The organism is Rhizobium sophoriradicis (assembly GCF_003939025.1).
GTDB classification, from domain to species: Bacteria; Pseudomonadota; Alphaproteobacteria; order Rhizobiales; family Rhizobiaceae; genus Rhizobium; species Rhizobium sophoriradicis.
On record NZ_RQIH01000013.1, the window covers coordinates 23095 to 45309 of the forward strand.

Sequence of the window (22215 nt, forward strand, 5' to 3'; positions counted from 1 at the left end):
GGGCGTGGCGGCCAAATCCAAGGATCGCGACCCGCTTAGGGCACGATGCCGTCAAGCTCCGGCATCAGAATGACGCTCTCGTTCGCCGCGGGGTCGTTGCGGGCACCGAGGAACTCGGCGTCCTCCAGGCTGCGATTGACGGCCACGTGCGGAACGCCGGCCGGAATGAACAGGTAGTCGCCGGGGCGCACCGTTTCGCGCCGTTCGAGCTCCGGCCCGGACCAGATTTCGATCTCCTGGCCGGCGGTCATGAGAAGGGCGGTCTCGTGCCCCTCATGGCGATGGGCGCTGGTTCGCCTGCCTGCGGGCAGCGAAATCCTCCCGAGCCAAAGCATGGTCGATCCGACGCTCTCAGCCGAGACGCCCGATCGGTAGACAGATCCCTGCTTGGCAATATGGCTGTCGCCGCCGCTGATGACTTTTGCGGTTACTGCAGAAGGATTTTTCGGCTGGGCTGCTTCGTTCTTCATGGCTCTCACCATTTTCGTGGCGGCGATGAAACAGACTCTGCGCGCTCAGCCGGCGCAAGTCCTGAAGCGATGCCGAAAAATTCCGAAAAGCTGCGAAATCGGCGTATCATAGCCGGCCATGAACACCCAGCACCTTGCATTCGGCCATTTCGAGTTCATTGCCGAGAACGGATGCTTGCTTCGTGACGATCGGCCTGTCGCCATCGGCGTCCGCGGCGCTTCGCTGCTTGCCGTTCTGCTTGCGGCACAAGGGGGCGTGGTCTCCAAATCGGCGCTGATGGACGCCGTTTGGCCGGGGTTGGCCGTCGAGGAAAGCAATCTTTCCGTTCAGATTGCCGCGCTTCGCAAGCTGCTCGGCCCAGCATCGGACGGCGGCGAATGGATCGTCACCGTCCCACGGCTCGGCTACAGGTTTTCCGGCCGGGTGGAGACCGCAAGCGACGGAGCCGATAGCGGGTGGCATGCGCGAGCCGAACCCAACCCCGGGATTGCAGTCCTGCCGTTTGAAAATCTGGGCGGCGATACTGAGAAACAATATCTGGCCGACGGTATCGCCGACGACCTGATCATCGCGCTCACCCGGTTTAGATGGCTGCGCGTCGCGTCACGCGGAGCGAGTTTCGCAAGATGGAATGGCTCCAGGGATCCGCGCACCGTCGGGGTCGAACTCGGTGTCAATTTTCTGGTGGATGGGGCTATCCGGTATACCGGCGATCGGATCCGGATATCGGTGCACCTCGCCGACGCGGCCAGGGGCGCGACGGTCTGGTCCGAGCATTACGACCTTCAGCTTGCCGAGATATTTGCGGTGCAAGACGCCATCGCCGAGCGGATCGCCGCGGCGATCGAACCGGAGCTGCTGTTGCGCCACGGGCTTGCGGTCGCTCCCCACACCGGCAACATCACGGCCTGGGACCTTGTCCGCCAAGGCACATTCAATTTCCACAAGGTCTCACAGCCAACCCACCTTCTGGCAAGACGATTTTTCCGCGAGGCCGCCGAGCTCGACCCCATGCTTCCGGAGGCGCAGATCTGGCGGGCGCGGGTCAACGCCGGCCTCATCGCCTATGGCTGGACGGACGATCCCGCCGCGGATGGTCAGGAAGGGTTAACGGCAGCCCTGCGGGCGATCTATCTCGACGCGCGAAACCCCTATTCACATTATGCGCTCGCGATCGTGTCGGCTTACACTGGCCGCGCCGACCAGGCGATCCTCGCCGCGGAACGGTCGATCGAGCTCGGTTCGAGCTTCGCCCTCGGGCATCTCGTCCTCGGCATGGCCCGGCTCTATTCCGGTGATGCGGCCGGCGCACGAAAGCCTTTGTCTCGCGGCCTCGAACTCAATCCGCATGATCCGCAGAATGGTGTCTGGTTCAGTCTGCTGATGCTCGCGCGGCTCTTTTCGGACGATGTCGAGGGCGCCCTCGACGTCGGGCACACGGCATTAAAGGCGCGGCCCGACTGGCCGGCGCTCATGCGCCTTCAGGCCTGCTGCCATATGGCCACGGGACATATTGAGCAGGCTCGCCGCTTTGCCGCTGCTGCCAAAGGCATTCCCGAATCTGCCGGCGATGCGCTTGGACCGTTTCGGGATGGCAATCGGCTGTGGGCGACCCGTCTCAGCGGGCTGCTGCAAGAAGCGGAACGTTAAAAGGACCCCTTTCGAGCAAGTCGCAGGCAAGGTCATACGCCTCCGGCCAGGCGGCAGAGCAATCAAATCTCTCCCGCCGACGGCCCCCAGACATCCGTCAGCGCGAAGCCCAAGGGATGCGGGTCGAAGGGGTCGAGCGCCACCTGGGTGAGGCCGAAGGTGAAGCCGCGGCCGGTGATGGTGGGGATGACGGCTTGGCGGCCGGCGACTTCCGTCACCGCCTGCAGGCCGACCTCGAACTCAGAGCCGATGATCGATTTCGAGGTGAAGACGTCGCCGACTTTTGCCCTGCCGCGGGCATGGAGCGCGGCGAGATTGGCGGAATTGCCGGTGCCGCAGGGCGAGCGGTCGGCCCGGCCCGGCCACATGGTGGTGCAGGTGCGCACCGTACCGTCGGCCTCGGTATCACGGAACATCACATAGGCGACGTCCGAAATTGCCGGGATTTCGGGATGGACGACCTTGATGTCGCGATTGATCAGCTCTTTCAGGATCATGCCGGCCTGGACGAGGCCGGCAGCATTGGCCTTCTCGATCGTCAGATTGATCTGGCCGACATCGACGAGGGCATAGAAGATGCCGCCATAGCACAGATCGGCTTTGATCCTGCCCCAATGCGGCGTGTCGATCTCGACGTCGAGCTCATGCACGAAGGACGGCACCATGGTGAGCTTGACCTTCTCGCAGCGCCCGTCGCGGCAGGTCGCCGTCGCCTTGACGAGGCCGGCTGCGGTTTCCAGCGTGACGATGGTCTCCGGCTCCTGCATCTCGACGATGCCGGCTTCGAGCAGCGCCGTCGTCACGCAGATCGAGTTCGAGCCGGAGCTCGCATGCGCCTGGTCGGGCTGCAGGATGATAAAGGCGGCGTCCGCTTCCGGATGCCTTGCCGGCAGCAGCAGGTTGACCGAGCCGATCGGGGCGCCGCGCGGCTCGAGGCAGAGGAAGCGGCGCAGCTCGTCGCCCTTCGGATCGGTGTTCAGCCAATGCAGTTGGGCGGCGATGGTTTCGCCGGGGATCTTCGGCACGCCGCCGATCGCAACACGGCCGATCTCGCCTTCGGCATGGACATCCAGCAACTGGATCGTGCGCTTCCATCTCATATCGAAAACTCCGGTTCTGAGGTCACGGCTCTCATCAGTATCGGTCGATGCGGAACGGGCGCATGTTGACCGGCGGCTCAATGCCGGTCACCATATCGCCGATCAGCCGCGCTGTCGTCGGGGCATAGGTCAGGCCGAGATGGCCGTGGCCGGTCGCATAAAAAACGCCCGGCATCTTCGAGGACGGCGATATGATCGGGATCGTATCGGGCAGAGCCGGGCGATGGCCCATCCAGTCCGTCGCCTCCTCGAGTTTCAGGCCGGGCAGCGCCCGCTGGGCGTGGCGCACCAGCACGCGCGGGCGGCGGAAGTCCGGCGCTGCATCGAGCCCGGCGAGTTCGACATTGCCGCCGACACGGAGGCCGCCGGCCGTCGGCGTCACCATGAAGGCCCGCGCCGGCCAGATCACCGAATAGCGCATCGATATGCCCGGCTTCATGATCTGGGTGTGATAGCCGCGCTCGGTTTCGAGCGGGATCGGCTCGCCCAGTTTTTTGGCCAGGAATCGCGTGTGGACGCCGGCGGCGAGCACGACGGAATCGGCCTCGGCGCGGCCGCCATCTTCGAAGAGGACGACGACGGCGCCGGCGCCCTTGCGCTCGATATTTCTGACAGCGCCGGAGACAAAAGCCGCGCCCGCGGCTTTGGCCGCCTCGGCCAGTTTGACCACCAGTCTATAGGGATCGCGGATCGACTTATTGTCGGGGAGCAGCACGGCCTTGGCGATGACAGGCGAAAGCGCCGGCTCATAATATTGGATGGCGCCGTTGCTCAAGACTTCGAATTCGAGACCGTAACGCTGCATCATGGCGAGGTGGCCGCGGTCGGCGGCAAATTCCGCTTCCGTCTCGTAGATCGCCAGACACCCCTCCTCCGTCATCAACTCGGAGGCGCCGATCGCCTGCAGCATCTGCCTGAAATCGCTGAGCGCGCGCTGCGACAGGCTCATGCCGGCATCTTCGATTTCCCTGAGGCGCGACGGGCGGCCGGCCGCAAGGAAGCGCAGGAACCAGGGCAGCATTTTTGCTGCATAGGAGGGCCGCAACCAGACCGGGCCTTCTGGATCGAGTAGCCATCCAGGCATTTTCTTCCAGGTCGAAGGGCCGGACCCAGCGGCAAAATCGAGCGCGATGCTCGCCATATTGCCGAAGGAGGTGCCGCGTCCCGGCTCGCCTTTGTCGATCAGCGTCACTTGAATGCCACGTCGCTGCAAGTCGAAAGCAATGGAGGCGCCGATCACCCCCGCGCCGACGACAACAACCCTCTTCTTCGTCTCTTCAGCCATGCCATCAACCCAACCGCACGGCAGACAAACCGCCGCTTCGCCAGCCTGATATATCAGAACGAGAATGATTGCCTATGAAATTTTTACTGGGTGGCGGGCAGGCCGGCGCCGACGCTGTCGCCGACCGAACCGACGGTATTGTCCACCGACTGGCCGAGACGTTTCAGCTGGGCGTCGTAATTGCGCCGGGTGCGCGGATCGAAGATGGCGATCGGCGTGCTGACAGCGACGCCAACGGCACTTCCGGCGGTCTGGGCAGCGCCCATCGCCACGGCGCCGACGGCCTCGCCGAGGCCGACATTGGAATCGGTGATCGTCTGGCCGGCGATCAGCCGGTCGCCGATCAGCTTCACCACCTCGGGGCTTTCGGCGAATTTGCCGTGGTTCAGCCGGTCGCCGCCCTTGAGCTTGGTGAGATCGAGCACGGTGATGCCGGCCGCTTCGAGCTTGCTGCGATAGGGCTCGGCCGAGGGATCGATCTGGCCGAGGCGATCGATATTGCCGGAGATGCGCCGCGACAAGGCGAGCGCCCGGTCGTCCCGCGAGACGAAGATGGTAAAATGCGGCCTGTCCTTGCCGAGGCTTGCGAACTGGCGGCCGAAGACGTCGACATCGAGATCCGGCGAGGCGAGGATGACATTGTTGATCTTGCCGGCGACGTGGCCGTTGCGGATCGCCATCTGCCTGAGTGCTTCGACGGTAAGCCAGGTGCCCATCGAATGCGCCATGATGGTGATGTCGCTGACGGCGGGATTGGCGGCGGTTCGCGTCAGCAGTTCCTCCAGTGCGTCGCGGGAATAATTGGTGCTTTCCTTGTCGTAATTATAATCGAAGATGCTGGCGCGCGAGGGCCAGGTGAAGACGACAGGTGCCACGTCGGCATGTGAATCATGGACGATCTGGGCGAAGCGGTATACGGCGTCCTCATAACGATTGTTGAAGCCGTGCACGAACACCAGCACGCGGCGGCTTTTCGGCATATGGGTCTTCAGCCAGGTCTCGCCCGCCCGCTCGCCTTCGAGCGGATCGACGGACACGGTGGCGAAATCGCGCAAGGGGTCGGCCGGCAGCCGCTTTGGCCATTGCACCTGGCCGACCTTGCGATTGGCATCCGGCGGGATGGAGACATCGACGGCGTTGACGGCAAGCCCGGTGCCGCGCTCGCCGGAGAAAAGCACCGCGGGATTGTCATCGGCAGCCCGCGTCGTCGCCACCAGCAGATCGACCTTCGAGGTGCCCGGCGGCACCGTGCCGGCCGCCTGCATGACGCCGACCGGCCTGCCGCCGCAGCCGGCGAGCACCAGCGCTGCAAGCAGAAGACCTGTCTGGGCCCCATGCGGGACGCGCCATCTGCCGATCATGATCAAACTCCAACCGGTGCGCGCACCGGACAGGGGCGCCCGTTCAAATAGTCCGTCGACGCCTGCCGAGTCAAACCGCGGTGAAAACTTTGGGGAAAAAAGAAAAGAGCCTGGCGCGGGAGGAGGTGCGCCAGGCTCTTGATCCTGACTGACAACTGGGAGGAGGAGTGTTGTCAGTCCGATGTAAGAGCGCTGGGAGGAGGAGTGCGCTGCTTACGAAGATAGTGATAGCCCATTCATTTGATCGGGAATAGCGAAAATACCGCAATGCAGCAATGCATCCAGTGCAATGCTTGCCCTCGAAATGACAGATCGACGCCTCATTTTGCGGCATGTTTGACCAGGTGGTCAAAATATTGCCGGAAAATGTGGCCTCGTTGATCGCCGACGGGCGCCCCTCATCCGGCTGCCGCCACCTTCTCCCCGCTCGCGGGGAGAAGGGGATATGCCGCGACCTCTACGTTCCCCACCAACCTCTCGCAGGGCACGTCCCCTCTCCCCGTAAAACGGGGAGAGGGTTAGGGTGAGGGGCAAGCCAAGCGCACTCTCATCGGCTGCCGTCGTCCCCTCACGCCGCATTGAATAGCTTCCGGCCTTCGGCATCCAGTGCCGAAAACTCCTCATCCGACAGCGTGATGTCGACGGCCGCGACATTTTCTTCCAGATGCTTGACCTTGGACGTGCCGGGGATCGGCAGCATGACAGGACTGCGCTTCAGCACCCAGGCGAGCGCGATCTGGCTGGGGGCGGCATTATGCTTCCTGGCAATCGTGTCGAGCAGCGAGCCCGGCTTGGCGAGGTCGCCGGCGGCCAGCGGGTACCAGGGGATGAAGCCGATATTGTGCTTGGCGCAATAATCGAGCACGTCCTCGCTGGTGCGATCGACGAGATTGTAGCGGTTCTGGACGGTGGCGACCTTGAAGTGTTTCGAGGCCGCCTCGATTTCGGCGACGGAGACTTCGCTGAGGCCCGCATGGCGGATGAGGCCGGCGTCGAGCAGCGATCTGATCGCATCGAACTGTTCCCTGGCCGGCAATTTCGGATCGATGCGGTGAAGCTGCCAGAGATCGATGCGCTCGACCCCGAGATTGCGCAGGCTCTTATGCGCCTGCTGGATCAGATATTCGGGCCGGCCGACCGGCAGCCAGATGTCGGGGCCGTGGCGGGTCAGCCCGCCCTTGGTGGCGATGACGGACTTGCCGCCATAGGGATGCAGCGCCTCCTTGATCAGCCATTCGGAAACGTCGGGGCCGTAGGAATCGGCCGTATCGATAAAATTGACGCCAAGCTCCGGCAGACGCTTCAGGGTGCGGATAGATTCGGCATGATCTTCGGGCTCGCCCCAGATGCCCTTGCCCGTGACGCGCATGGCGCCGAAACCGAGACGATTGACCTCGATCTCGCCGCCGATCCTGAAGGTGCCTGACTTGGCTGCGTTGTGACTGGCCATAATCTTTCCTCTCCTGATCAATGGAATGCTTGAAATCAGCGGAAGGCCGAAAGCGCCCGGCCCGCCCTGGCGGTGATGAGCCGGCCCTCGCCGCGGCATCGGCAAGCGGCGGCTGCGACGCTTGAGATATAGGACGGCACTATCGGGATAACAGGGATGGCGCCGGAAACATCGGCGTCAAAGCGACGCCGGAGCGGCGATAAGGATACCGGCTTTTCAGCTGCCCGTTTCGCCGGAAAAGGCGACGAGGTCAATGTCCGCCTCGCTGTCCCGGTACCGAAGGCGCTCGCGCGAGAGTTCGAGCGGCTTGCGGCGGGAAATTCGGTAGACGGAAGCGGGCGGCAGGTTGCGCACCGTGCCGCCGATGCGCACGGCCTTCAGGCCGAGCCGGTCGAGGATCGGCCGCGGCACCGGACAGCGCGGGCCATAGGTGAACTGATAGATCGCCCCGCCAGGCCGCATATAAGTGAAGGCGCCGGCAAGGATCGAGGCGATCTTGCGCGGCGACATCGACAGAAGCGGCAGGCCGCTGATGACGGCGCCGACCGGTTCGTCCTCGAAAATATCGGCCTGGACAAGGTGGGCGGCATCCATCTGCAAGACGCGCGCCGCCGGGAAACGCGCCTGCAGCGCATCGATAAATTCAGGCCCATATTCAATCAGGGTGAGATCCGCCTCGCTGATGCCGCGGGCGAGCAGCGCCCGGGTGAACACGCCGGTGCCCGGGCCGAGCTCGATGATCGGCCCATCCAGTGCGGCAATTTCGCTGGTCATGATCCTCGCCAGCGAATCACCCGACGGCGCGATGGCCGCCACCCGAAGCGGGTTGCTGACCCAGGAGCGGAAAAAATGCAGGAAGTCGGAGCATGCAGCCTTTGCGGTCATGACTGTTCCACCTGTCTGAAATTCAATTGAGTATCAATGCGACCATCGCGGCCAGCATGGCAATTCCAAGGCAGAGACGTCAATCGCCTGTGCAAGCCGGCGTTTGCGACGAATTTTTCGATCGGCGTCCGGCATGTTTGAGCATCCATGGCCGTTTCGGCCACCATCCAGATGGAAAAGGGGCGGCCCGGAAGCCGCCTCTCACACTGATCGCGCGGCCTCAATAGTTGCAGCTGGAGCTGCTGGACGGGTTGAAGCCGAGTTTGCAATCCATGTTGAGCGGCTTCTTCGGGTTCATCATATAGGGTGAAGCCATATTATTTGGACCGCGCTCGCCGATCGAACCGGTGGTGCGCCTGTCGTGCTGCATCTGGGTTTCTTCCTGGGCAACGGGCTGCTTGACCGCGCCTTGCTCCGTCGCGCTCGACTGGAGGGGAGCCGCTTCGGCCGAGAACGAGGAAAGGCCGAGCATTGCGCCGATGGCGACGGCCGCCAGGCCGCTCTTGAACGTCGTGATCATGATCGTCTCCTTGGGAGGATTTGAGGGAATTTACGCCGAGGAGTTAGGAAGCGGATCTGTCACATATTACCGCACCGCAACAGGGGTCACGAACATGTGAGCGGCGCCCCGAAATAGAAAAAGGCGGCTCATCGCCGCCTCTTTCCTTTGCCGGCTCAATAGCCGTTATCGCAGGGCATGCTACCGGGACCGATCGATCCCGAAAACGTAGGGTTGCACATTGTCGGAGCTGCCGGCCTGTTCACCGGCTGACGGATGACCGAGCCTGTCATGCCGGGCTCGACGCCGAAGGCGGCCAGCGGATACCAATAGCCATCGGAATGGCGGCGGGTGCCGGGGCGTTCCGCGGCATAGCCCCGATAGCCGTGCCAGGTGCCGGCATGTGCCTTATATTGCACTGCTTTCGCCTCAGAGATGATGGGCGGCCGAAGCGTGGGAACGGGCGCGGCCTCAGCCGGCGGGATTGCCGCGAGGGCGACAAGGGTGCCGAGGGCGGCGGTCAAAGGGACAAGGCTGAATATCTTCATGATAAACCCTCCTTTGTGGATTTACCTCAAGAAAATGCCTTTGCGGCGAGTGGAGTTCCGCCATCACGCGCAGCTTCCAAAACTCGTGATTGCAGGCGATCCGGCGTGACCTTACCGCGAGAATTTGTGAAAAGTCGCAATCAGGCGAAGCGCACCGACGGCGCTGGCAAGTAAATATGAATTCTCTGTTCTCAATTCGCGTATAATGTGCGGTAGCCTTGGCCGGAGAGGCAGGCGACATATTGCCGGTGGGCGGCGGCACGTGCCGTCGTTTCGGCTTCCAGCGCATCGGCCTGCGCATATCCGGTCAGCTGGGCGCGCAGCTCATACTGGCGCTTCGCCTCTTCATACATGGCATTGCCGTCGGTCATGCAGATGCCGCGTGCAACGGCCGGCGGATTGACCGGCACGCCGACGGCCAGCAGCACCGGGTCGTTGGCATGGTCGATGCAGCCGGCAATTACCGCCAACATCGCCGCCGCGCCCAGAGCCCGAAAAATTCCCATCGCCATGCATTCCTCCGGCCGAAAGCGCGTCAAACATCGTCACGCTCGCGGATACACCAGCAAGGTTGCGCGAAGCTAGAGCATTTCCTGGTTAGATTGAAGCATTCTGTTGGCTCAAACGAAGTCGGATGGTCGACCGGTCGGGGCGCGTCGGAGCCCAGCTCTACGGCCAAGCCGGCCGGTCGATCAGCCGGCCCGTTTCAGCCAACCCGAAGGGCCGGGCAGGTTTCCGCCAGGATCAGAGGCGATCGGCTCGGACGTACCTTGGGGTATGCCCGTCGCCAATCGCCTCTGCCCTGACGAAAACCTGCTCCGGCAGAATGCTTCAATCTAACCAGGAAAGGCTCTAGGCATGCGGGCAGCAGGCAACCGCTCTGCTAGCTTCCGGTTTGATCTTGCGGGCTCATCAGGAATTCCCACCAGAATCTATATAGCACTGCGGAATCCCGAAATTGGTAGGGGCATTGAAATCATTGCCTCTTCCCTCGCCCCGACCGCTCACGAGGCGCGGCGAATTTCGGGATCCCGAAGCGGGGGAATTTCGGCATCCCGAAGTGGCGCTTTTTTCTTTCGGCCGACCCGCCCGCGTTTTTCGGCGGCAAGCTTGCGGTCGATCTCCGACCACTTCCGGCACCTCTCCGCCGTGCATCGCCGCCAATCATCCGTGGGCGGAGCGCCTTCATGGTCACCGACAAAGGTCAGGGTGAAGAGGTTCGGATGCGCCACACCGCTGCCCGCCCGGCCGCGGCGGACCTTGATAAGGCCCTTATAGTCCAGCTCGTCGAGGGCATCGGCCACATATTCGCCGGTGACGCCGTAGGAAACGAACTGCGGATGGGTGACGACAAGCCTGCCATTTGCGAGGGCGGCGTGTGCGGTGTGCTCGATGATGATGCGGAAGAAGGCGCGGCTGGCATTGGCGCTCAGTGAGGTGAACGCCGGCGATTCCAGCAGCTGGATGGTCAACCATTGCCAGCGAAGGCTGCCATCATCACTCCCGCTCGGCGGCTTGGTAAATTTGCGCACCAGCGACCGCGTCTTGCCGGCACTGGTGCGGCTCCTGTCACGAGGGTTGAATTCCGCCATCAGACCATCACCTCGGCTGCCGGCACGCCCTTGCGAGAGACGACAGAGGAACTCGTTTTTTCACGCCTGCGGAGGGAAAGATCGGCCCAAGCGGAGACATCGGCAATCGCTACAATATTCTTCGACATTCAACATTCCATGGTTGCAACGCTCGGCAATCTAGCGTAAGAACGTTTCATGAACTAGGAAAATAATCTTAGCTCAATTCTGAATGTCATCTGAAGAATGGTGACAGGTTAATTGCGCGCGGTGGAGGCCAGGATGCGAAAGTTAGACATGAGGGAGAAGGGCGCGATGATCTATGGCCAGCGGCTGCTGGCGCTGGTTTCGATCTTGTTGGGAAGCGCCGCCCAGACTTTTGCCTGCGATCAGCCGATCGTGATTTCCAACTGGTCGCTCTGTGCAACCGGCAATGTTAGCGCTGAGGGCGGCGACGCTGATTGGAAAGTCGTTCCTGCATGGACTCGCCAGAAAGCCATAAGCGCGTATTTCGGAAACGAGCCGCGGCTCTTGGCAAACCACGGCCTTTGCAACGAAAAATTCCAGCGAGTCGTAACCTGCCTGCCGGGTTGGCAAATGGGCAATCCGGATGAGTGCTCTTATCTGATCTGCAGTGGCTATTACTCATCCGCGTTCGGGAAGAGAGAAAGGGAAGCCTTTGAGAGAGACTTCCCGACCGCTCAATAGTTTCGCTTCGCTGCCTTGGGGCCGCCACGTCGCGGCAAGTTTGTTATCCGCCCGTATTCCTGAACACGAGGCACTGGGTGAATCCGTTGCCGCTTTCGACTGCTTCAGACCAATTCACCATAATCTCCCCTTGGAGCGTCATAACCTCTGACAAAGCTCTTCCCAGATCCCAGACAAGTGGGGAGAACTGTTCGTTGGTCAGATTGTCGGCTTGAACGACAAGATAGGCGTTCGTCTTCATGCGTTGGCAGATCCGGCCGTATATTTCCTGCATTCTTTTCAGATAGACATCATAGCCGTCATAATCGGGATCGCCGTTATAGAGCGGGTTCCATTTGTGCCAATGGGGCATGTATGGCGGCGATGTGATGCAGAAATCCATCTCGGGAAGATCGAAGGCTGCCAGCTCCGCGCTATCACCGCAGATGAGATGATGCTTTGCCGTGATGCGTTCCCTGACCCATTCATATCGCTGCCGGTCGGCTTCTATCCCATAAGGGAGCCTGCCCCTCTGCTCGCAGACAAAGAACGTCGTTCCAAAGCCGACAAAGGGATCGAAGACGGCGTCTCCTGGTTTTGTAAACCGATCAAGCAATGCCGACACCAAAGCGCCGGGGAACCTGATTTCATCGCCGTTCTGAAAATCCGGCAAGGCGAATTGATGTCGGTTGGAGACCGTCAATAATTCTGAGATCGTCACGGCAAACCTCCTCCGCGCACATAAGTCACCGAGCACAGCAACTCTGCTGCGACCGGAAGAGCTTCATCGTAGCCGGCGGCAAAAGTTTCTGCGCACAGGCTGGGAGAAGCGTCGGATGACCTTACCGTTCAGGAGCCATGCGGAACTTCTGATTGTCAATTGCCACGCTATTTTGCTTCTGGAGATAGGGTAATCCATTGAGAATCGCGACGCAGCTTTGCCGCCTGCAGCAAGTTGCCCTTTTTGCCAAGACATTTCCCTCTATCGCGCTCAAGATCGAGTGCAGGAGGATGACGGCGTGTGCTTGGATCGCCGCCGGCCTTAGTGCTAGTCGTCCGGCCAATTGAAAGCGATTAGGGGACACACGTATGCCCCCAGCTGTGATCCAACCAGCGCAGCTCTTGAACGGAGTCTACTTGGATCGGTTGTCTTGAGCGTCGTTCTCCAAGCTCTGCGCCACCGTCAGGTAGTAGTTGCGGGCGGTCGCATTCATCTGACGTTCGCCGAGTTCCCGGAGCGCACGGATCTTGATCATCATTGCAGCGCCGTTCTGTGGCTCAAGGGCAAGAACATAATCAGCCTGTTCCGCCGCCCACTGGAATTCGCCGATCGAAAGCGACGCCTCAGCATGCTCAATCATCTTCGCTGGCCCGCCAGCCATCGCCACCAGCTTTTCTGCCCGTTCCTTGTCGGTCAGCGGGAAGATATGTGTCGGGTTGCCGTCAAACCAGCCGGCGTTCTGCGAATAGATTCCGCGCACCGCCCAGGCGACAGTACCGTAATATTCCTGCAGGTATGGATGGTGCGCCAACTCCGCGGGCAGCTTTATCTCCCGAACCAACTCGTCGGGGGTCTTGCCCTTGCTAATTCCTTCGATCGTCTTGTCGTAGACGAACTTGATACCGTCCCGGTAGGACATGAGCGCGTCCTTCGCTTCGTCTGCGCCCGTGATCGTGCCCATATGGCCAGGCACGACGAAGTCAGCGTTGAGCGCAATCAGCTTGTCCAGGCTGGCGATCCATTTCTCCACGGGACGGGTCGGAAGACCTCTCAGCGGCGCTATGTTGGGAAAGGTCTTCAAAAACACGTCGCCCGCGATCAAGACCTTACGATCCGGCAACCAGACAGAGATGTTCTCGTCGGCCTCGCCGGGCGTGAGGATCAGTTGCATCGGCACGCCCGCGATCGTCAGGCTTTCTTCCTCGCCGTCGAAGGTCTGGGTGGGCGGCAAAAACCCCTCGCGGGTATGAGGCGTCACCCTGCCGTATTCCAACTGCGTGCCGGCGTTGACGAACTGATCGTTAGGCAGAGCGATACCAAACGCATCGCCACCGTCACGACGTCCTCGACCTATGTCCGGCTTGGCCGTGACCAGAAGCTTGTGGCTATAGATTCGAGGCTTGTCACCGCCTGCGAATACTGTTGCACCCCCTGTGTGGTCGGGATGATTGTGGGTATAGATGATCGCATGCACAGGGTGGGTCATCCGATCACCGAAGGCTTCAACGATCGCCTTGGCATCGACCGGATTGGCCGAAGTATCGACAATGATCGAGCCACCTTCGGCCTGAATCAAGGTGACATTGCTGGCGGAGTAGCCGATCGCGGCGTAGACGCCCTCGGAAACTTTCTCGACGCGTTTGCGAAATTCCTGCGAGTGCGCCCTCAGCCTGTCTCGACCTGAGAAATCGTCGGCAGCGAAAGCCGGAGCCGTCATCCCGAGTGTTGTTGCGATAGCCATGACGACTCCTACTTTGCGTTTCAATGAGCCTGACATCTTACCCCTATCTCCAAAATGGCCAGCGGCCAGCATTCGGCCGCTCTAAGTGAGGGCGAAAAGTAAGATGCTCATTTACAAAACAGTAGCCCGCGATTTGACAAGCAGCCTCTCATCAGCGATAGGCACCTTATGGATTACAACGCTGTCAGCATGTTCATCGCGGTCACGCAGACGGGCAGTCTCTCTGCTGCCGCTACGCGAATGGGAGTTCCGCTCCCAACGTTGAGTCGCAAAATCGCGGAACTCGAGAGTCACCTGAAGGTGCAGCTTCTGGAGCGCACCGCCCGTGGCTGTCGAGTGACGGAAGCCGGATCGCGATTGTTCGAGCACGCCAGCGGCGGGATAGAGGCGCTGCAGGAGGCCGAGCGCTTGATCGTGAGTGCGCAGGCGCGACTGGTCGGACGCCTTCGCCTGTCGCTACCGCAATCCTTCGAGCCCTGGTGGGAGCTGCTAGGCCTGTTCCAACGCGCCCATCCGGACATTCAGATCAGCGTCTATTCGACGGAAAGACGTGTTGATCTCTTGTCGGACGGGGTCGATGTCGCGCTACGGGTTGGCGCGATCGCCGACGATACGGTTGTCGCCCGACATATGCTCACGTTCCGGCATGTCCTTGTCGCCAGTCCCAGGCTGGTCGAACGGCATGGCAGATTGAACCAGCCGGCCGATCTCAGCCGATATCCCTGCGCCGCATGGGGGTCCGCCCTCGACGCCCGCCCCGTCTGGATGCTTGGCGGTCATGCGAACCAAGTCTCAGCCACTTTTACGGTGAACGACTATCTTCACTTGAGGGCAAGGGCCGTTGCGGGGGACATTGCGACGGAATTGCCCTCGTTCCTCGCCGCGGAACCTCTAGAAAAGGGCGAGCTCCTAGAATTGCTGCCCAAGCATCCTTTCCCGGACACTGCTTTGCACCTCGTCTACAGGCGCCAACGGCATCCATCCACGATTGTTCGGGCTTATCTCGACTTCTGCTCGGCGCATCTCTCGATCATCGAGGACAGTTGCAGGGTTCCGTCGGATGAGGAGTGGTTCCAATAGCGGTTGCACCGCGATCCCGGAGAAGGGCTTGAACCCCGATGGAGCCCCGACGCTTAGCCGGAAAGGCAACATAGTGGCCAAAAAGGCAAAATAGCGTGGCAAGCGACAATGAATGGAAAATGGCGCACCCGAAGAGATTCGAACTCCTGACCCCCAGATTCGTAGTCTGGTGCTCTATCCAGCTGAGCTACGGGTGCGTGGCAGAAGCGGCGGTGCCGCTTGCGTGGGCGATCCTCTAAAGGGTCCTTTCGGACAATGCAAGAGCATTTCTGAAAAAATCGCGTCTTTGCCTGTTTGCGGCCACAGCGGGTGAAATTCCCTCACTTCTCGCTGTGCGTCCGGTTGCGGTAATCGTCCAGCGAAACCGGGCGATCGGGGATTTCGATGCGGAACTGGGTGCCGACCGTCGGTTTTTCCACAAGCGCGATGGTGCCGCCATGGGCGAGCACCAGCTCGCGGGCAATGGTGAGACCGAGGCCGGTGCCGCCGGAGCGGGCCGAACCGCGGAAGGCGGCAAAGAGGTTCTGGCGCGCCTTCAACGGCATGCCGGGACCGGTATCGTCCACCGTGATGCTGACGACACTGCCGACGCGCTGGGCGGAGACGGTGATGCGCCTGACGGCACCCGGGCCGCCCTCACCCGGCGCGGTCAGCGCCTGCAGCGCGTTGCGGCAGAGGTTGTGAATGACCCTGAAAAGCTGTTCGCCATCGGCATCGACCTCGAGGTCGGCAGCGAACTGCTCGATGAATTCGATGCCGCTTTGCGGGTCGATCGCCAGCATGTCCCTAACGTCCTGGGTCAGCTCCAGCAGCCGGACATGGCGGCGGCGCGGCGCCGATTCACTGGCCTTGCCGTAGGACAGCACCTCGGTCGTATAGCCGACCGCCCGGTCGATGGTGCGCAACAGCTTCGGCGCGAAGCTCTTGACCATCGGATCATCGACATCGACCAGCCGGTCCGACATCAGCTGGGCGGAAGCCAGGATATTGCGCATGTCGTGGTTGATCTTGGAAACGGCAAGGCCGAGGGCCGCGAGGTTCTTCTGCTGCTTCAGCGTCTTCTGCAGCTCCATCTGCATCGAGGTGAGATTGCGGCCGGCGACCGCCAGCTCGTCGCGGCCGCCGTCACCGATATAGACATGGGCCGGGTTTTCGGGATCGGAAGAGAATTGCTGCATGCTGCCGGTCAGCCGGCGGATCGGGCCGATAAGGAGGCGGTTGATCGCAAAGAAGATCAGCGTCGCCGTGAACAGCGAGATCAGCACCGACAGCAGCAGCACATTGCGCGAATAGGCGAACATCGCCGTGCGCAGCGGCCGGTCCTTCATCACCACTTCGACGCCGACCTGGGTGTCGCCGACGGGGCCGTAGACGCGGATTATCCTGCCGCCGCCGAAAATCAGCGTGTCGAGCGCGTCGCGGATCGCCGTCAGCGGCGGCACGTCCGTCAGGTCGTAGGATTCGTCGACCGAGGCCGGCATGTCCGTTGTCGCCAGGAGCCGCGAGGTGCCTTCTTTGCGCAGCACGATCGCCTTGGTGCCGGTCGCCTCCAGCGTCTCCTTCTGCAGCGCACGCGGCAGCTCGATCGGCTGCAGCCCATCGATGACGATGGCGGCGGCGGCGGCCGTGTTCAGCCTGTCCTGCAGCCAGCGCATGCGCATGCTGGCAACCGAGGGAAAGAAGATCAGGATTTCGGCGAGCATGATGAAGACGACGGTAAGCCAGAGCAGCTTGCCGGACAATCCGCCGAACATGCCGGCAGACGGGCACCGCCCCTTGGCGGCCTCGCCGGCCGCCGGGATGTCTGCCGAAGGATCGTTGCCCTGGTTTCGAACCGGCATTTGAGTCTCGCCCGATTAGCGGCATGCGGCCGCCCTATCGCTAGTTAGAGCATGATGTCGTCCGAAAACCGCTTACACTTTTCGGCATCATGCTCTGGAGCCTTATATTAGACCAACAGGCTCCGCTTTCAAATCTTTGCGATCAGCGTCACGTCGTCACAAAGAAACGCCCGGCCGGGAGGAGGAAGGCCCCTCCCCAACCCCTCCCCACAAGGGGGAGGGACTAATTTGCGGCGCCCGCGCAGCAAATATCAGCCTTTCCGCGGATGAGAAGATGAAGTGGGAAGCGCCGGTGCGACAGGTTAAGCCCCTCCCCCATTGTGGGGAGGGGTTTGGGGCGGGGTCTTTGCCCAGCACGGACCGGGCAGAAAAAACTAACGCCGCCCGGAGGCGGCGTTAAAATGGAGAGTGATTAGTAAGGATCAGAACTCTTCCCAGCTCTGTTCGGCAGGGGCGGCACTGCCGCCGCCGAAGGCGCGGGCGACCTTGGCGATCGCCCGGCGGGCGGGGGAGGCGACCGGCTGCCGGTGCGCCTCGTTGCGGACAAGCGCCACGGGTGCTGCCCCATCCGACAGCTTGAAGCGGGCGATGAGGTGCACCAGCCCGTTCGCCTCGGCCGAAAGCCTGTGGGTGGCGGCGGAGGTTTCCTCCACCATCGCGGCGTTCTGCTGCGTCACCTGATCCATCTGGTTGACGGCGGTGTTGACCTCCTTGAGGCCGGTCGACTGTTCGACCGCGGCGGTGGCGATCGAATGGATATGATCGTTGATGGCGATGACGCGGGTGCCGATTTCGGAAAGCGCCTCGCCAGTCGCCTGGACGAGCTTGACGCCGATCTGCACCTCGTCGCCCGACTTGGTGATCAGCGCCTTGATGTCCTTGGCGGCGGTTGCCGATCGCTGGGCAAGTTCGCGCACTTCCTGGGCGACCACGGCAAAACCCTTGCCGGCCTCACCGGCGCGGGCCGCTTCAACTCCGGCATTCAGTGCCAGTAGATTGGTCTGGAAGGCGATCTCGTCGATGACGTTGATGATCTGGCTGATCTCGCGCGAGGCCTGCTCGATGCGGCCCATGGCCTCGACGGCATTGCGAACGACGACGCCGGAGCGGCCGGCATTTTCCTTGGCCTCCGACACCATGACGGTGGCTTCATGCGCCCGCTCGGTGGAATTCTGGACGACGGCGGTGATTTGATCGAGCGCCGCCGAGGTCTGCTCGAGGGCGGCCGCCTGCTGTTCGGTGCGCTTCGACAGGTCGTCGCTGGCATTGCGCAGCTCGGCTGTGTTGCCGTTCATCGCTTCCGTCGTCTGGCGCACTTCGCGCATCGTTGCCTGCAGCGTCACGAAGCTGTTGTTGACATTCTGCTGCAGCTCGGCGAAGGCGCCCTGGAAGCTGCCGTTCATCGTCTGGGTGAGGTCGCCTTCGGCAAGGCTTGCGATCACACGGCGGGTCTCGCCGATGCCGGCATCGACGCTCGACAGCAGCGTGTTGATGTTGCCGGCGAACCGGTTGAGGTTCTCGTCCTGATAATCCTTGTCGATGCGGTGGCTGAAATCGCCTGCCGCAGCTGCGGCGACGACGACGGACATGCTCGACTGCAGATCGTCGCTCTTGGCGCGCATCGCCGCTTCCTGGGCGTTCAGACGCTTGATGGCCAGGCCGTTCTGCTTGAAGACCGCGACCGCGGCGGCCATCTCGCCGATTTCGTCCTTGCGGCCGGCAAAGGGAACCTCGGCGTCGAAATTGCCGTCGGCGACCTCCTTGATCGCATAGGTGACGCGCTTGATCGGACGGCTGAGATGGCTGGTGCCGATATAAAAGCCCATGCCGACGCCTACTGCGATGCCGATGCCGGTGATGCCGAGGACGAGCATCAACACCCAGGAACGGAAGCTCTCGACCTCATCATTGACGGCCTGAAGCGCAGCCTTGTCGATAGCGACCACCACGTCGATCTCGGCCTGGAATGCCTTGCGGTTGGCGCGATTCGCCTCGTTGTTGCCCTGGGCGCTGGCGGCCTCGGGGCCGACCTCGGTGCCCAGCCGTGCCGTTTCCGTGCGGAAGGTGCGGAATTCGGCGGCGCGTGCGACCAGCTTGGCGAAACTGTCCTTTTCGTCCTCGGGCACCAGCGGCGCCCAGCCGGCGATGACCTTGTCGATCTCGTCGAGGCCGGCCATCAAGCCCTTGGCGAAGTTCGTCGTATCCTTGATCGACTTGGCCGCGTAAATACCGCGCGATTCCATGACGACGGCCGTGACGAAACGGTTGAGGCGTTCGCCGGCATAGGCGCGGGCAGCGGCATGCTCGTAAGCCGTGAGATTGCGGCTGTATTCACGCATGGCGGATAACGCCGTTGCGCCGATCAGAAGCGCCACCGCGCCCATCACGCAAACCAGCAGATTAATTTTCCCGCGGATCTTCAATGCAATGCCTCCTAGCTACACCACAGCTTGGAAAGCAGTTCCCCCAGCCGATACGCTGAATATCGGCGAAATTGATTAAAGTTAGATTTCCAGTATTTACGATTATGCGCAGGAATTATTGCCGATCCAGCCATCTCCTACGGCTTCAAATCATTGAAAAATAAGGTGTTTTTGTTGATTCTTGAGCGAAGCACAACCTTTCGGAGCGTCGCGGATTTATTAACACCACAATGCGAAAACCGCAGTTGGCGGCGCCCGCGCAAGTGAAATTATCGGCTATAATTGACTTTGCCGGGCTTCATCCGTATAAGCCGCCGCACGTCCGGTCATTCAAGCCTTTCATGGCCCGCCCGTTCGAAAAACAACGCTCCTTGCATCATGCAAATTCAAGAAGGGCCGCACTCCGCGGTGTTTAAATAAATGAAGCGTACCTACCAACCATCCAAGCTTGTTCGCAAGCGCCGCCACGGCTTCCGTGCGCGCATGTCCACGAAGGGTGGCCGCAAGGTCATCGCTGCCCGCCGCGCGCAGGGCCGCAAGCGTCTTTCGGCTTAAGGCCGGGTTGCCCGGTAAGAGATGGCGGGCGAATTGACGACCAGTGAGAAGAAATACACTGTCGGGCGGCTGAAGAGCCGCCCGCAGTTTCTTGCCGTGCGCGAGGGCGAAAAACGCCGCGGAGCTCTCTTCCTTCTCGAAGTCCTCGACCGGAAGGAACCCGACAGCCAGGCCCGCGTCGGATTCACAGTCACCAAAAAACATGGCAACGCGGTCGAACGGAACCGCATGCGCCGCCGCCTGAAAGAGGCGGTGCGGCTTCATGCGGGATTTGCAATGCGGCCCGGACACGACTATGTGGTTGTCGCGCGCAGGGACGTGCTTGACGCGTCCTTCCAGGAATTGGCCGCGGAGCTGAAGCTTCGCGTGGAAACCAGGCCGAAACACCGGCGCTCCGGAGACGGACGCCCCAGGAACGTATGATGGAAAACAACCGCAATTACTTCATTGCGATCGCTCTCTCGGTGCTGATCGTCCTCGGCTGGCAGTTTCTTTACATGAATCCGCGCATCGAGGCCCAGCGCAAGGCGCAGGAAGCCCAGAAGGCGCAGCAGCAGACAGAGCAGGTGCAGCAGCCTGCCGCCGGCGGCACGACGCCGGCCCCGACGAGCGGTACGGCACCTTCCGGCCAGGCCGCCGCAACGGCGACCCTCGAGCAGGCGCTGGCAAAGAACCCGCGCGTTGTCATCGACACCCCTGCGCTTTCCGGCTCGATCAACCTTGCCGGCGCCCGGCTCGACGACCTGAAGCTCAAGGGCTACCACGAGACCGTCGACGACTCGAGCCCGATCATTACCCTGTTCAGCCCGGCAGAGACGAAGGACGGCTATTTCACCGAGCTCGGCTATATCGGCAGCGACGCGACGGGCGCCGTTCCCGGCGCCTCGACGCTCTGGACCGCACCTGAGGGCGCCAAGCTCACCGAAAAGACGCCGGTGACGCTCTCCTATACCAATGACAAGGGCCTGACGTTTACCCGGACGATTTCCGTCGACGAGCGCTACATGTTCACCGTCGCCGACAAGATCGAAAATACCGGCCAAGCTCCCGTATCACTGTCTTCCTACGGCCGTGTCACGCGTTACAACAAACCGACGACGCCCTCCGTCTACGTCCTGCACGAAGGCTTCATCGGCGTCATCGGCGATGACGGCCTCGTCGAAACAAAATACTCCGCCGTCGAGAAGGAAGCCGTCATGCCGGCGAAATCCACCGGCGGCTGGCTTGGCATCACCGACAAATATTGGGCGGCGACGATCGTTCCGCCGCAGACGTCAGCCTATGAAGCGCGCTTCTCGCATTTTGCCGATGGCCAGCCACGCTACCAGGCCGACTACAAGGACGATGCCTTCACCGTCGCGCCGGGCCAATCGATCGAGCTCAAGAACCTGGTCTTTGCCGGCGCCAAGGAAGTTCCCGTCATCGACGGCTACGAGGCCAGCTATTCGATCCCGAAATTCGACCGGCTGATCGACTGGGGCTGGTTCTATTTCATCACCAAGCCGATGTTCAAGATGATGGACTTCTTCTATCGCTTCTTCGGCAATTTCGGTGTGGCGATCCTGTGCACGACCATCGTCGTGAAGCTGTTGTTCTTCCCGCTCGCCAGCAAGCAATATGCCTCGATGGCGAACATGAAGCGCGTGCAGCCGAAGATGGAGGAGCTGAAGACGAAATTCGGCGACGACCGGATGGGGCTGCAGCAGGCGATGATGCAGCTCTACAAGGAAGAGAAGATCAATCCGATCGCCGGCTGCTGGCCGGTGGCGCTGCAGATCCCGATCTTCTTCTCGCTCTACAAGGTGATCTACATCACCATCGAGATGCGGCATGCGCCATTCTTCGGCTGGATCAAGGACCTTTCGGCTCCCGATCCGACGACGATCGTCAATCTCTTCGGCCTGCTGCCCTTCGAGGGGCCGGCGCTGCTGCATCTCGGCGTCTGGCCGCTGATCATGGGCATCACAATGTTCGTGCAGATGCGCATGAACCCGACGCCGCCCGATCCGACCCAGGCGATGATCTTCAACTGGATGCCGCTGGTGTTCATGTTCATGCTGGCAAGCTTCCCGGCCGGCCTGGTCATCTACTGGGCCTGGAACAACACGCTCTCGGTGGCGCAGCAGGGACTGATCATGAAGCGCCATGGCGTCAAGATCGAACTCTTCGACAATCTGAAGGGCATGTTCCGGCGAAAACCGGCGCCTTCGAAATGATGCTCTCGAGCCCCGCTCCGGCGGGGCTATTCATTTCCGGCCGGCCCTTGAAACGAGGCGCGGACCGCCAGAAAGCTTGACATCCGCCCGCAAAACCACGAAGCCGACAGAAGACCGAACCCTAGGATTGC

At 61.6% G+C, this 22215-nt stretch carries 21 protein-coding genes and 1 tRNA gene; 6 read left to right on the top strand and 16 right to left on the bottom strand.

Translation table 11 applies throughout. The features are described 5' to 3' along the window. Nucleotides 1-35: 35 nt before the first annotated feature. Nucleotides 36-470 (bottom strand): cupin domain-containing protein, encoded by a 435-nt coding sequence (locus tag EFR00_RS21550; RefSeq protein WP_077991152.1) that lies wholly within the window; start codon nucleotides 468-470, stop codon nucleotides 36-38. Between the two features lie 118 nt (nucleotides 471-588). Between EFR00_RS21550 and EFR00_RS21555 the strand changes: the two genes are divergently transcribed. Further along, complete coding sequence (locus EFR00_RS21555) at nucleotides 589-2121, top strand: winged helix-turn-helix domain-containing tetratricopeptide repeat protein (protein WP_077991153.1); 1533 nt, start codon at nucleotides 589-591, stop codon at nucleotides 2119-2121. Nucleotides 2122-2183: 62 nt separating this feature from the next. Here EFR00_RS21555 and EFR00_RS21560 read toward each other — a convergent pair whose 3' ends face one another. From EFR00_RS21560 to EFR00_RS33930, 10 genes are all read right to left on the bottom strand, one after another. After that, on the bottom strand, nucleotides 2184-3221 hold the full coding sequence (locus tag EFR00_RS21560; protein ID WP_077991154.1) for a 4-hydroxyproline epimerase: 1038 nt from the start codon (nucleotides 3219-3221) through the stop codon (nucleotides 2184-2186). Nucleotides 3222-3255: 34 nt separating this feature from the next. Further along, the gene (locus EFR00_RS21565; protein ID WP_077991155.1) at nucleotides 3256-4506 is read right to left on the bottom strand and encodes an NAD(P)/FAD-dependent oxidoreductase; all 1251 of its coding nucleotides are present in this window, start codon (nucleotides 4504-4506) and stop codon (nucleotides 3256-3258) included. Nucleotides 4507-4589: 83 nt separating this feature from the next. Continuing rightward, nucleotides 4590-5867, bottom strand: coding sequence for an alpha/beta hydrolase (locus tag EFR00_RS21570; RefSeq protein ID WP_077991156.1), 1278 nt, complete (start codon nucleotides 5865-5867; stop codon nucleotides 4590-4592). A gap of 568 nt (nucleotides 5868-6435) precedes the next feature. Further along, a complete protein-coding gene (locus tag EFR00_RS21580; protein ID WP_038686582.1) occupies nucleotides 6436-7317 on the bottom strand; it encodes an aldo/keto reductase in 882 nt (293 codons plus the stop codon). A gap of 216 nt (nucleotides 7318-7533) precedes the next feature. Further along, complete coding sequence (locus EFR00_RS21585; protein ID WP_009994193.1) at nucleotides 7534-8202, bottom strand: class I SAM-dependent methyltransferase; 669 nt, start codon at nucleotides 8200-8202, stop codon at nucleotides 7534-7536. A gap of 220 nt (nucleotides 8203-8422) precedes the next feature. Further along, nucleotides 8423-8722 (bottom strand): hypothetical protein, encoded by a 300-nt coding sequence (locus EFR00_RS21590; protein ID WP_009994192.1) that lies wholly within the window; start codon nucleotides 8720-8722, stop codon nucleotides 8423-8425. Between the two features lie 155 nt (nucleotides 8723-8877). After that, entirely contained in the window at nucleotides 8878-9249 is a 372-nt protein-coding gene (locus EFR00_RS21595; RefSeq protein ID WP_039617632.1) for a hypothetical protein, read from the bottom strand. A gap of 191 nt (nucleotides 9250-9440) precedes the next feature. Then, a complete protein-coding gene (locus EFR00_RS21600) occupies nucleotides 9441-9761 on the bottom strand; it encodes a hypothetical protein (protein WP_009983982.1) in 321 nt (106 codons plus the stop codon). A gap of 492 nt (nucleotides 9762-10253) precedes the next feature. Further along, complete coding sequence (locus EFR00_RS21615) at nucleotides 10254-10841, bottom strand: hypothetical protein (protein ID WP_009986465.1); 588 nt, start codon at nucleotides 10839-10841, stop codon at nucleotides 10254-10256. Next, nucleotides 10841-10969, bottom strand: coding sequence for a hypothetical protein (locus tag EFR00_RS33930; protein WP_009986466.1), 129 nt, complete (start codon nucleotides 10967-10969; stop codon nucleotides 10841-10843). The genes EFR00_RS21615 and EFR00_RS33930 overlap by 1 nt, the downstream gene beginning before the upstream one ends. Nucleotides 10970-11102: 133 nt before the next feature. Between EFR00_RS33930 and EFR00_RS21620 the strand changes: the two genes are divergently transcribed. Then, a complete protein-coding gene (locus EFR00_RS21620) occupies nucleotides 11103-11528 on the top strand; it encodes a hypothetical protein (protein ID WP_009986467.1) in 426 nt (141 codons plus the stop codon). 43 nt (nucleotides 11529-11571) lie between these two features. On the opposite strand, the gene EFR00_RS21625 is transcribed toward EFR00_RS21620, so the two are convergent. Then, a complete protein-coding gene (locus EFR00_RS21625) occupies nucleotides 11572-12228 on the bottom strand; it encodes a DNA methyltransferase (RefSeq protein ID WP_077991157.1) in 657 nt (218 codons plus the stop codon). A 412-nt stretch (nucleotides 12229-12640) separates the two neighbouring features. Next, entirely contained in the window at nucleotides 12641-13969 is a 1329-nt protein-coding gene (locus tag EFR00_RS21630) for an alkyl/aryl-sulfatase (protein WP_245435267.1), read from the bottom strand. Nucleotides 13970-14137: 168 nt separating this feature from the next. Here EFR00_RS21630 and EFR00_RS21635 point away from each other — a divergent pair, with 168 nt between their 5' ends. Then, entirely contained in the window at nucleotides 14138-15049 is a 912-nt protein-coding gene (locus EFR00_RS21635; protein ID WP_077991159.1) for a LysR family transcriptional regulator, read from the top strand. Nucleotides 15050-15169: 120 nt separating this feature from the next. Here EFR00_RS21635 and EFR00_RS21640 read toward each other — a convergent pair. From EFR00_RS21640 to EFR00_RS21650, 3 genes are all read right to left on the bottom strand, one after another. Next, nucleotides 15170-15246, bottom strand: a tRNA-Arg gene (locus tag EFR00_RS21640). Between the two features lie 123 nt (nucleotides 15247-15369). Next, a complete protein-coding gene (locus EFR00_RS21645; RefSeq protein ID WP_077991161.1) occupies nucleotides 15370-16890 on the bottom strand; it encodes an ATP-binding protein in 1521 nt (506 codons plus the stop codon). Nucleotides 16891-17312: 422 nt separating this feature from the next. Continuing rightward, entirely contained in the window at nucleotides 17313-19313 is a 2001-nt protein-coding gene (locus EFR00_RS21650; protein WP_077991163.1) for a methyl-accepting chemotaxis protein, read from the bottom strand. A 420-nt stretch (nucleotides 19314-19733) separates the two neighbouring features. Here EFR00_RS21650 and rpmH point away from each other — a divergent pair, with 420 nt between their 5' ends. Genes rpmH through yidC form a run of 3 tightly spaced genes read left to right on the top strand, consistent with a single transcriptional unit; the run spans nucleotide 19734 to nucleotide 22084 of the window. Further along, nucleotides 19734-19868 carry a 50S ribosomal protein L34 gene (gene rpmH / locus EFR00_RS21655; protein WP_008524438.1) on the top strand — a complete coding sequence of 45 codons (135 nt, stop codon included), beginning with the start codon at nucleotides 19734-19736 and terminating at the stop codon, nucleotides 19866-19868. Between the two features lie 21 nt (nucleotides 19869-19889). Beyond that, complete coding sequence (gene rnpA, locus EFR00_RS21660) at nucleotides 19890-20291, top strand: ribonuclease P protein component (protein ID WP_039617616.1); 402 nt, start codon at nucleotides 19890-19892, stop codon at nucleotides 20289-20291. Further along, on the top strand, nucleotides 20291-22084 hold the full coding sequence (gene yidC / locus EFR00_RS21665) for a membrane protein insertase YidC (protein ID WP_077991165.1): 1794 nt from the start codon (nucleotides 20291-20293) through the stop codon (nucleotides 22082-22084). Before rnpA ends, yidC begins: the two co-directional genes overlap by 1 nt. The last annotated feature ends 131 nt before the right edge of the window (nucleotides 22085-22215 follow it).

What these genes read in the sequence shown, in the direction of transcription:
- rpmH (WP_008524438.1), top strand. Translation starts at nt 19,734, where the DNA reads ATGAAGCGTACCTACCAACCATCCAAGCTTGTTCGCAAGCGCCGCCAC.
- yidC (WP_077991165.1), top strand. Translation starts at nt 20,291, where the DNA reads ATGGAAAACAACCGCAATTACTTCATTGCGATCGCTCTCTCGGTGCTG.
- EFR00_RS21580 (WP_038686582.1), bottom strand. Translation starts at nt 7,317, where the DNA reads ATGGCCAGTCACAACGCAGCCAAGTCAGGCACCTTCAGGATCGGCGGC.
- EFR00_RS21555 (WP_077991153.1), top strand. Translation starts at nt 589, where the DNA reads ATGAACACCCAGCACCTTGCATTCGGCCATTTCGAGTTCATTGCCGAG.
- EFR00_RS21630 (WP_245435267.1), bottom strand. Translation starts at nt 13,969, where the DNA reads ATGGCTATCGCAACAACACTCGGGATGACGGCTCCGGCTTTCGCTGCC.
- EFR00_RS21570 (WP_077991156.1), bottom strand. Translation starts at nt 5,867, where the DNA reads ATGATCGGCAGATGGCGCGTCCCGCATGGGGCCCAGACAGGTCTTCTG.
- EFR00_RS21595 (WP_039617632.1), bottom strand. Translation starts at nt 9,249, where the DNA reads ATGAAGATATTCAGCCTTGTCCCTTTGACCGCCGCCCTCGGCACCCTT.
- EFR00_RS21635 (WP_077991159.1), top strand. Translation starts at nt 14,138, where the DNA reads ATGGATTACAACGCTGTCAGCATGTTCATCGCGGTCACGCAGACGGGC.
- EFR00_RS21645 (WP_077991161.1), bottom strand. Translation starts at nt 16,890, where the DNA reads ATGCCGGTTCGAAACCAGGGCAACGATCCTTCGGCAGACATCCCGGCG.
- rnpA (WP_039617616.1), top strand. Translation starts at nt 19,890, where the DNA reads ATGGCGGGCGAATTGACGACCAGTGAGAAGAAATACACTGTCGGGCGG.
- EFR00_RS21585 (WP_009994193.1), bottom strand. Translation starts at nt 8,202, where the DNA reads ATGACCGCAAAGGCTGCATGCTCCGACTTCCTGCATTTTTTCCGCTCC.
- EFR00_RS21620 (WP_009986467.1), top strand. Translation starts at nt 11,103, where the DNA reads ATGCGAAAGTTAGACATGAGGGAGAAGGGCGCGATGATCTATGGCCAG.
- EFR00_RS21550 (WP_077991152.1), bottom strand. Translation starts at nt 470, where the DNA reads ATGAAGAACGAAGCAGCCCAGCCGAAAAATCCTTCTGCAGTAACCGCA.
- EFR00_RS21615 (WP_009986465.1), bottom strand. Translation starts at nt 10,841, where the DNA reads ATGGCGGAATTCAACCCTCGTGACAGGAGCCGCACCAGTGCCGGCAAG.
- EFR00_RS21600 (WP_009983982.1), bottom strand. Translation starts at nt 9,761, where the DNA reads ATGGCGATGGGAATTTTTCGGGCTCTGGGCGCGGCGGCGATGTTGGCG.
- EFR00_RS33930 (WP_009986466.1), bottom strand. Translation starts at nt 10,969, where the DNA reads ATGTCGAAGAATATTGTAGCGATTGCCGATGTCTCCGCTTGGGCCGAT.
- EFR00_RS21565 (WP_077991155.1), bottom strand. Translation starts at nt 4,506, where the DNA reads ATGGCTGAAGAGACGAAGAAGAGGGTTGTTGTCGTCGGCGCGGGGGTG.
- EFR00_RS21560 (WP_077991154.1), bottom strand. Translation starts at nt 3,221, where the DNA reads ATGAGATGGAAGCGCACGATCCAGTTGCTGGATGTCCATGCCGAAGGC.
- EFR00_RS21590 (WP_009994192.1), bottom strand. Translation starts at nt 8,722, where the DNA reads ATGATCACGACGTTCAAGAGCGGCCTGGCGGCCGTCGCCATCGGCGCA.